This window comes from Streptomyces sp. SID11385, assembly GCF_010548245.1.
GTDB lineage: Bacteria > Actinomycetota > Actinomycetes > Streptomycetales > Streptomycetaceae > Streptomyces.
This window is the reverse complement of record NZ_JAAGLR010001061.1, coordinates 1-5867: the sequence shown is the minus strand read 5'-3', so window position 1 is coordinate 5867 and position 5867 is coordinate 1. Positions and strand designations below refer to the sequence as shown.

Sequence of the window (5867 nt, the reverse complement as noted above, 5' to 3'; positions counted from 1 at the left end):
GGACGTGGGGCTGTGCCCGCCGGGCGCGGTGGCCCTCGCGCGCGAGCACGCCGACCTCGTCCTCGGCGGCAAGGACCTGGGGGCGGCGGCGCACGCGGTGCGGGCCGGGCGGAGCGGGACGGCGACGGTCCTCGCGTACCTGCGCGCCGCGCTCTCCTCGAACCTCGGCAACGTCGTGGCGATGCTCGTCGCGGGGCTGCTCCTGCCGTTCCTGCCGATGCTGCCCGCGCAGGTCCTGGTGCAGAACCTGTGCTTCGACGTGGCACAGACCGCGTACGTGCGGCGGGGGGCCGCCGCCCGCCCGTCGCCGGGGCCGTTGCCGCTGCGCACGCGGGCGCTGGTGCGGCAGATCCTCGGGTACGGGGTGCTCAACGCGGGGGTCGACGTGCTGACCTTCGCGGTGCTCGCGTGGGGCGCCGGGGGTGCGGCGGGGGCGCGGTGGGAGGCGCTGTTCCACGCGGGGTGGTTCACCGAGAACCTGCTGACGCAGGCGCTCGTCCTGGTGTTGCTGCGGCCGGGGGCGGGGCGGGTGCCGAAGGCGTTGGGGGCGGCGGTGGCGGGCCTCGTCGTGGTGGCGGTGGCGCTGCCGCCGAGCCCGGCGGGCGCCGCGCTGGGGATGGTGGCGCTGCCGTGGCGGGTGTGGGCGGGGGTGGCGGTGCTGATGCTCGCGTACGGGGGCGCGCTGCGGTGGCTGCGCGCCCGGCGGCGGGCGGGCGATCAGCCGTAGGAGAGGTCCTCGCAGGGGTTCTCGTCGGCCGAGCGGGCGTCGGAGCCGACCGGTTTGGCGGGTGCGGAGGACTGGGGTGCCGTGGGGGCCGAGGCGGGGTCGTCGGCGTAGGTACGGCCGAGGGTGACGGTGATGCCGGGCGTGTCGCTCTCGGTGAGGTGCGCGCCGGGGAACCAGTGGGCGGTGGTCGTCGCGGACTTCTTCTCGCCCGGTCCGTAGCCGATGGTCGTGGTGGCGGCGGTGAGGTCGGTGGCGTTGCCCGTCGAGGCGACGGTGAAGCCGCCCGCGCCGAGGATGCCCGCGGCCTTCGCGGCGAGTCCGGGCACCGTGGTGCCGTTGCGGACCGCGACGGTGATCCCGGCGCCCGTGAGGGGCGCGGCGCTCTTGTCCGGGCTCTTCTCGCCGTTCTTCGTCTCGCCGGACTTCGGCTTGTCCTTCTCCGTGCCGGCGAGCGGCTTGTCGGCCTTGAGCGCGGCCCAGAGCCGGTCGGCGTCGGGCTGGACGACCGCGACGCGCTCGCCCTCGTACCGCCAGGGGACGGTGACGAACTTGGTGTTGTGCAGGTCGACGTTCTTGAGCGAGAGGCCGAAGGAGAGCATCTTGTCGGCGGAGCCGAGCCCGGGATCGACGGTCATCGAGCCGGTCGCCGCCTCGGCGAGGGGCAGGAGCTTGGTGGGCGTGAGGCCCTTCTCCTTCACCTTCTTCAGGAGCGCGGAGACGAAGGCCTGCTGGCGCTTGATGCGGCCGATGTCGGAGCCGTCGCCGACGCCGTGCCGCAGCCGCACGTAGTCGAGTGCGCGCTGGCCGGAGACTTTCTGGAGCCCTTCGTGGAAGACGAGGTCGCCGCGCGTGGGCCGCTTGGGGCTCAGGTCGCGCTGGTAGATGTCGTTGGGCAGGCAGACGGGGACGCCGCCGACGACCGAGGTCAGCTCCGAGAACCCGTTGAAGTCCACGACGACGGTGTGGTCGACGCGGAGCCCGGTGAGCTTCTCCACGGTGTTCTGCGTGCAGGCCGGGTTGCCCTTCTCGGTCTGGCCCACGGTGAACGCCGCGTTGAACATGGTGTTCGGCTGGGGCTCGCTCCAGCTCCCGTCGGGCAGCCGGCAGCGGGGGATCTCGACGAGCGTGTCACGGGGCACCGAGACGGCGACGGCGTGCCGGTGGTCGGCGTAGACGTGGAGCAGGAAGGCGGTGTCGGAGCGGCCGATGTCGCCCTCGCCGCCGCCGAGTTCCTTGTTCTTGCCGGAGCGCGTGTCGGAGCCGATGACGAGGATGTTCTCGCCGGGCCCGGTGTCGTCGGGCCGTTCCTTGGAAACCCCGTCCTGACTGAACGTACCGATGTCACCGCTGAGTTTGAGCCACACCCAGCCGAAGCCGCCGCAGGCGAGGACGGCGAAGGCCGCGAGCACGCCGAGTCCCCTGAGGAGCCGCGAGCGGCCCTTCGCGCGGGACCGCCGGGCCCCGGACCGCCGTTCTCCCGGCCGGGAGGACGCTCCGCCCTTCGCCGGTTCCTTGCGCGTCATGCTCGTACCCCTCGGTGGCTCGTTCCCCACGGTCGGCCGGCCCCCTGACCGACTCCGCCCACGGCTGTACAGTTGCGCAATGTAGCAAGCTTCCCGGGGTGCGCGCGCTGTCCGGCCCCCGGCTCTCCCCGACCCGGAACGAGGCGATCATGATCCGCAACGGACTCGAACCCTGGCACCTCCTCATTCTTCTTGTCGTGGTCGTCGTGCTCTTCGGTTCCCGCAAACTGCCCGACACCGCGAGAGCGCTGGGCAAGTCGCTGCGCATCCTGAAGAGCGAGACGAGGGCGCTGCGCGCGGAGCACGAGTCCCCCGAGGCGGGAGGGGACCCGCGCCCCGCGCGCGAGGCCGGCTGAGGCTCCCGGTCTCAGTAGCCGCGTGTGATCCACTCGTCCAGGTGCGGGGCCTCGGCGCCGATCGTCGTGCTGTCACCGTGCCCGGGGCGCACCTCGGTCCCGGACGGCAGGCCGAGGAGCTTCCAGCGGATCGACTCGATGATGGTCGGGAAGTCGCTGAAGGACCGTCCGGTGGCCCCGGGGCCGCCCGCGAAGAGCGTGTCCCCGGTGAAGACCGTGCCGAGCGCGGGGGCGTACAGGCACACCGCGCCGGGCGAGTGGCCCGGCGTGTGCAGCACCGTCAGCTCCGTACCGGCGACACCGAGGACCTGACCGTCCGCCAGTTCGCCGTCCGGCAGTATCCCCGGGTGCGTGAGCTTCCAGAGCGGCACGTCCTCCGGGTGGAGCAGCACGGAGGCGTCGGTGACCTCGGCGAGCGCGGGCGCCGCGTCGATGTGGTCATCGTGCGCGTGGGTGCACACGATCGCGACGACGCGCCGGTTCCCGACCGCGCGGGCGATCGCCTCGGCGTCGTGTGCCGCGTCGATGACGAGGACTTCCTCGTCGTCGCCGACGAGCCAGACGTTGTTGTCGACGTCCCAGGTGTCGCCGTCGAGCGAGAAGGTGCCCGAGGTGACGAGGTTCTCCACACGTACCGTCATCAGAAGATCACCACCGAGCGGAGCACGTCGCCGTCGTGCATCTTCGTGAACGCCTGCTCGACCTGGTCCAGCGCGATCGTCTCGGTGACGAAGGCGTCCAGATCGAGGCGGCCCTGGCGGTAGAGGTCGATGAGCATCGGGAAGTCGCGTGAGGGCAGGCAGTCCCCGTACCAGGAGGACTTGAGCGCGCCGCCGCGCCCGAAGACGTCGATGAGCGGCAGGTCGATGCGCATCTCGGGGGTCGGGACGCCGACGAGGACGACGGTGCCCGCGAGGTCGCGGGCGTAGAACGCCTGCTCGTACGTCTCGGGGCGGCCGACCGCCTCGATGACGACGTCGGCGCCGAAGCCGCCGGTCAGCTCGCGGATCGCCTCGACCGGGTCGGTCGTGCGCGAGTTGACGGTGTGGGTCGCGCCGAGCTTCCGGGCGGTCTCCAGCTTGCGGTCCTCGACATCGACGGCGATGATCTTCGACGCTCCGGCGAGGCGGGCGCCCATGACGGCCGCGTCGCCGACGCCGCCGCAGCCGATCACGGCGACCGAGTCGCCCCGCGTGACGCCGCCGGTGTTGATGGCCGCGCCGATGCCCGCCATGACACCGCAGCCGAGGAGCCCGGCGGCTGCCGGGGACGCCTCCGGGTCGACCTTGGTGCACTGCCCGGCGGCGACGAGGGTCTTCTCCGCGAAGGCGCCGATGCCGAGCGCCGGGGTCAGCTCGGTGCCGTCCTCCAGCGTCATGCGCTGCTTCGCGTTGTGCGTGGCGAAGCAGTACTGCGGCTCGCCGCGCTTGCAGGCGCGGCACTCGCCGCACACCGCGCGCCAGTTGAGGATCACGAAGTCGCCGGGAGCGACCTCGGTGACGCCCTCGCCGACCGATTCGACGATCCCGGACGCCTCGTGGCCGAGCAGGAAGGGGAACTCGTCGTTGACCCCGCCCTCCCGGTAGTGGAGGTCCGTATGACAGACCCCGCACGCCTGGACGCGTACGACCGCCTCGCCGGGGCCGGGGTCCGGGACGGTGATCGTGGCGATCTCGACCGCGGCCCCCTTCGCCCGTGCGATGACGCCCTGCACCTGCTGTGGCATGAATGCCGCCTCTCTCGTTCTGACCTGTCCGGCCCGCTCGGTGCCCGCGTGGAAATGCGGGGGGTCCGCGACAGGGGCGATTCTCCCCCAGCAGTCCCTGCCCACCGCCGAGGGGGAGACTCCCGGCGGGTCCGCGCCGCGCCCGCTACCCTGTGGATTTTCACCGGAGGGGGAACCGTGCGCGTCGGCGGGGCGAGGGAAGCGGCCCGGGACTGGGTGGCCCGGCACGGGCGCGCGCTGCCCGGCTTCGCGGGGGCGTACTTCAGCGGCTCGACGGTGGGGCTCGACGCGGCGGCGACGCTCTCGCCGTACGCGGACGTCGACCTCGTCGTCGTCCTCGACACGCCGCGCCCGCCGCCGAAGCCGGGCAAGTTCCGGCACCTGGGGGCACTCCTGGAGGTCACGTACGAGCCGTGGGCGGCGCTCGCTTCGGCGCACACGGTGCTCGGCGACTACCACCTGGCGCCGCCCCTGGCCCGTACGGACACCCTGATCGCCGACCCGGACGGGCGGCTCGCCGCGCTCGTCACCGAGGTCGCCGGCGGCTTCGCCCGCCCGGAGCACGTCCTGCGCCGCTGCGCGCACGCGGCGGGGCGGGTGCGGGGCGGGCTCGCGGCGATTCCCGCGGACGCGCCCTGGCACGAACAGGTCACGGCGTGGCTCTTCCCGAGCGGGGTCACCGCGCACGTCCTGCTCGTCGCCGCGCTGCGCAACCCGACGATCCGGCTGCGGTACCCGGCCGTCCGCGACGTCCTCGTCCCCGGCCCGGACGAGGCGCTGTACGAGGAACTGCTCGGCGCGCTCGGCTGCGCGCACCTGGACCGGGCCCGTGTCACGGAGCACCTGGCCGTGCTCGCGGAGACGTTCGACGCGACGGCGGAGGTCCCGGTGCGCACGCCCTTCCCGTACGCGGCCGACCTGCGGCCCGAGGCGCGGCCGGTCGCGGTGGCGGGCAGCGCGGATCTCGTGGCGCGGGGGCTGCACCGCGAGGCGGTCTTCTGGATCGTCGCGACGCTCGCCCGCTGCCACACCGTGCTCGCCGCCGACGCCCCGGCGGCCCACCGCCGCTTCCTGCCCGGCTTCCGCGCCGTCCTCGCCGACCTGGGCCTGCACGGGTACCCGGACCTGCGGGCACGCGGGGCGCGGACGGCCGCCGTGCTCCTTCCGCGCGTCGAGGAGACGGCGGCCCGGCTCGTGCGCGAGAGGGCGCTCCCACCCCGCACCGGCACGTGAGATGTGACTGTCACACACATCACTCGTTTGACGGAGTGCACCACGCCCCACGCCCCGTCACCCGAAAGGCGCCCCCCATGCCGACGCGTTCGCGGCCCTCCCCCACCGCCGGGGAGCGGATCGACCTCGACCTCGCCGAAGCCGCCCTCGTCGAGCGGTACGCACGCCTGGTACGGCTCACCTACCTCGTCCTGCCCACCTCGCTCACCCGGCACCGCCGGGTCCTCACGGCGCACGGCATCGTGCAGCGGGCCCTGCCGGGCACCGGCACGCGGCTCCTGCGCCCCGCGCCGCGCCGGGTC

6 protein-coding genes and 1 pseudogene are annotated in these 5867 nt (G+C 73.6%); 4 read left to right on the top strand and 3 right to left on the bottom strand.

Annotated features, from left to right (window positions below):
- Nucleotides 1-727: cation transporting ATPase C-terminal domain-containing protein (locus G3I42_RS32650; protein WP_203607651.1), on the top strand; the 727-nt coding region annotated here is incomplete at its 5' end.
- On the opposite strand, the gene G3I42_RS32645 is transcribed toward G3I42_RS32650, so the two are convergent.
- Nucleotides 718-2250 carry an LCP family protein gene (locus G3I42_RS32645; RefSeq protein ID WP_164291292.1) on the bottom strand — a complete coding sequence of 511 codons (1533 nt, stop codon included), beginning with the start codon at nucleotides 2248-2250 and terminating at the stop codon, nucleotides 718-720. The two genes, G3I42_RS32650 and G3I42_RS32645, sit on opposite strands and share 10 nt — an antisense overlap.
- A gap of 149 nt (nucleotides 2251-2399) precedes the next feature.
- Between G3I42_RS32645 and tatA the strand changes: the two genes are divergently transcribed.
- Nucleotides 2400-2606: a Sec-independent protein translocase subunit TatA gene (gene tatA, locus G3I42_RS32640; protein WP_164291293.1), complete on the top strand. Its 207-nt coding sequence runs from the start codon at nucleotides 2400-2402 to the stop codon at nucleotides 2604-2606.
- 11 nt (nucleotides 2607-2617) lie between these two features.
- Here tatA and G3I42_RS32635 read toward each other — a convergent pair whose 3' ends face one another.
- On the bottom strand, nucleotides 2618-3247 hold the full coding sequence (locus G3I42_RS32635; RefSeq protein WP_164291291.1) for an MBL fold metallo-hydrolase: 630 nt from the start codon (nucleotides 3245-3247) through the stop codon (nucleotides 2618-2620).
- On the bottom strand, nucleotides 3247-4332 hold the full coding sequence (locus tag G3I42_RS32630; RefSeq protein ID WP_164291290.1) for an S-(hydroxymethyl)mycothiol dehydrogenase: 1086 nt from the start codon (nucleotides 4330-4332) through the stop codon (nucleotides 3247-3249). Before G3I42_RS32630 ends, G3I42_RS32635 begins: the two co-directional genes overlap by 1 nt.
- 177 nt (nucleotides 4333-4509) lie before the next feature.
- Here G3I42_RS32630 and G3I42_RS32625 point away from each other — a divergent pair, with 177 nt between their 5' ends.
- Complete coding sequence (locus G3I42_RS32625; protein ID WP_164291289.1) at nucleotides 4510-5565, top strand: hypothetical protein; 1056 nt, start codon at nucleotides 4510-4512, stop codon at nucleotides 5563-5565.
- Nucleotides 5566-5642: 77 nt separating this feature from the next.
- Nucleotides 5643-5867 (top strand): annotated as a pseudogene (locus tag G3I42_RS32620) (hypothetical protein); the annotation flags it as partial.

What these genes read in the sequence shown, in the direction of transcription:
- G3I42_RS32645 (WP_164291292.1), bottom strand. Translation starts at nt 2,250, where the DNA reads ATGACGCGCAAGGAACCGGCGAAGGGCGGAGCGTCCTCCCGGCCGGGA.
- tatA (WP_164291293.1), top strand. Translation starts at nt 2,400, where the DNA reads ATGATCCGCAACGGACTCGAACCCTGGCACCTCCTCATTCTTCTTGTC.
- G3I42_RS32635 (WP_164291291.1), bottom strand. Translation starts at nt 3,247, where the DNA reads ATGACGGTACGTGTGGAGAACCTCGTCACCTCGGGCACCTTCTCGCTC.
- G3I42_RS32630 (WP_164291290.1), bottom strand. Translation starts at nt 4,332, where the DNA reads ATGCCACAGCAGGTGCAGGGCGTCATCGCACGGGCGAAGGGGGCCGCG.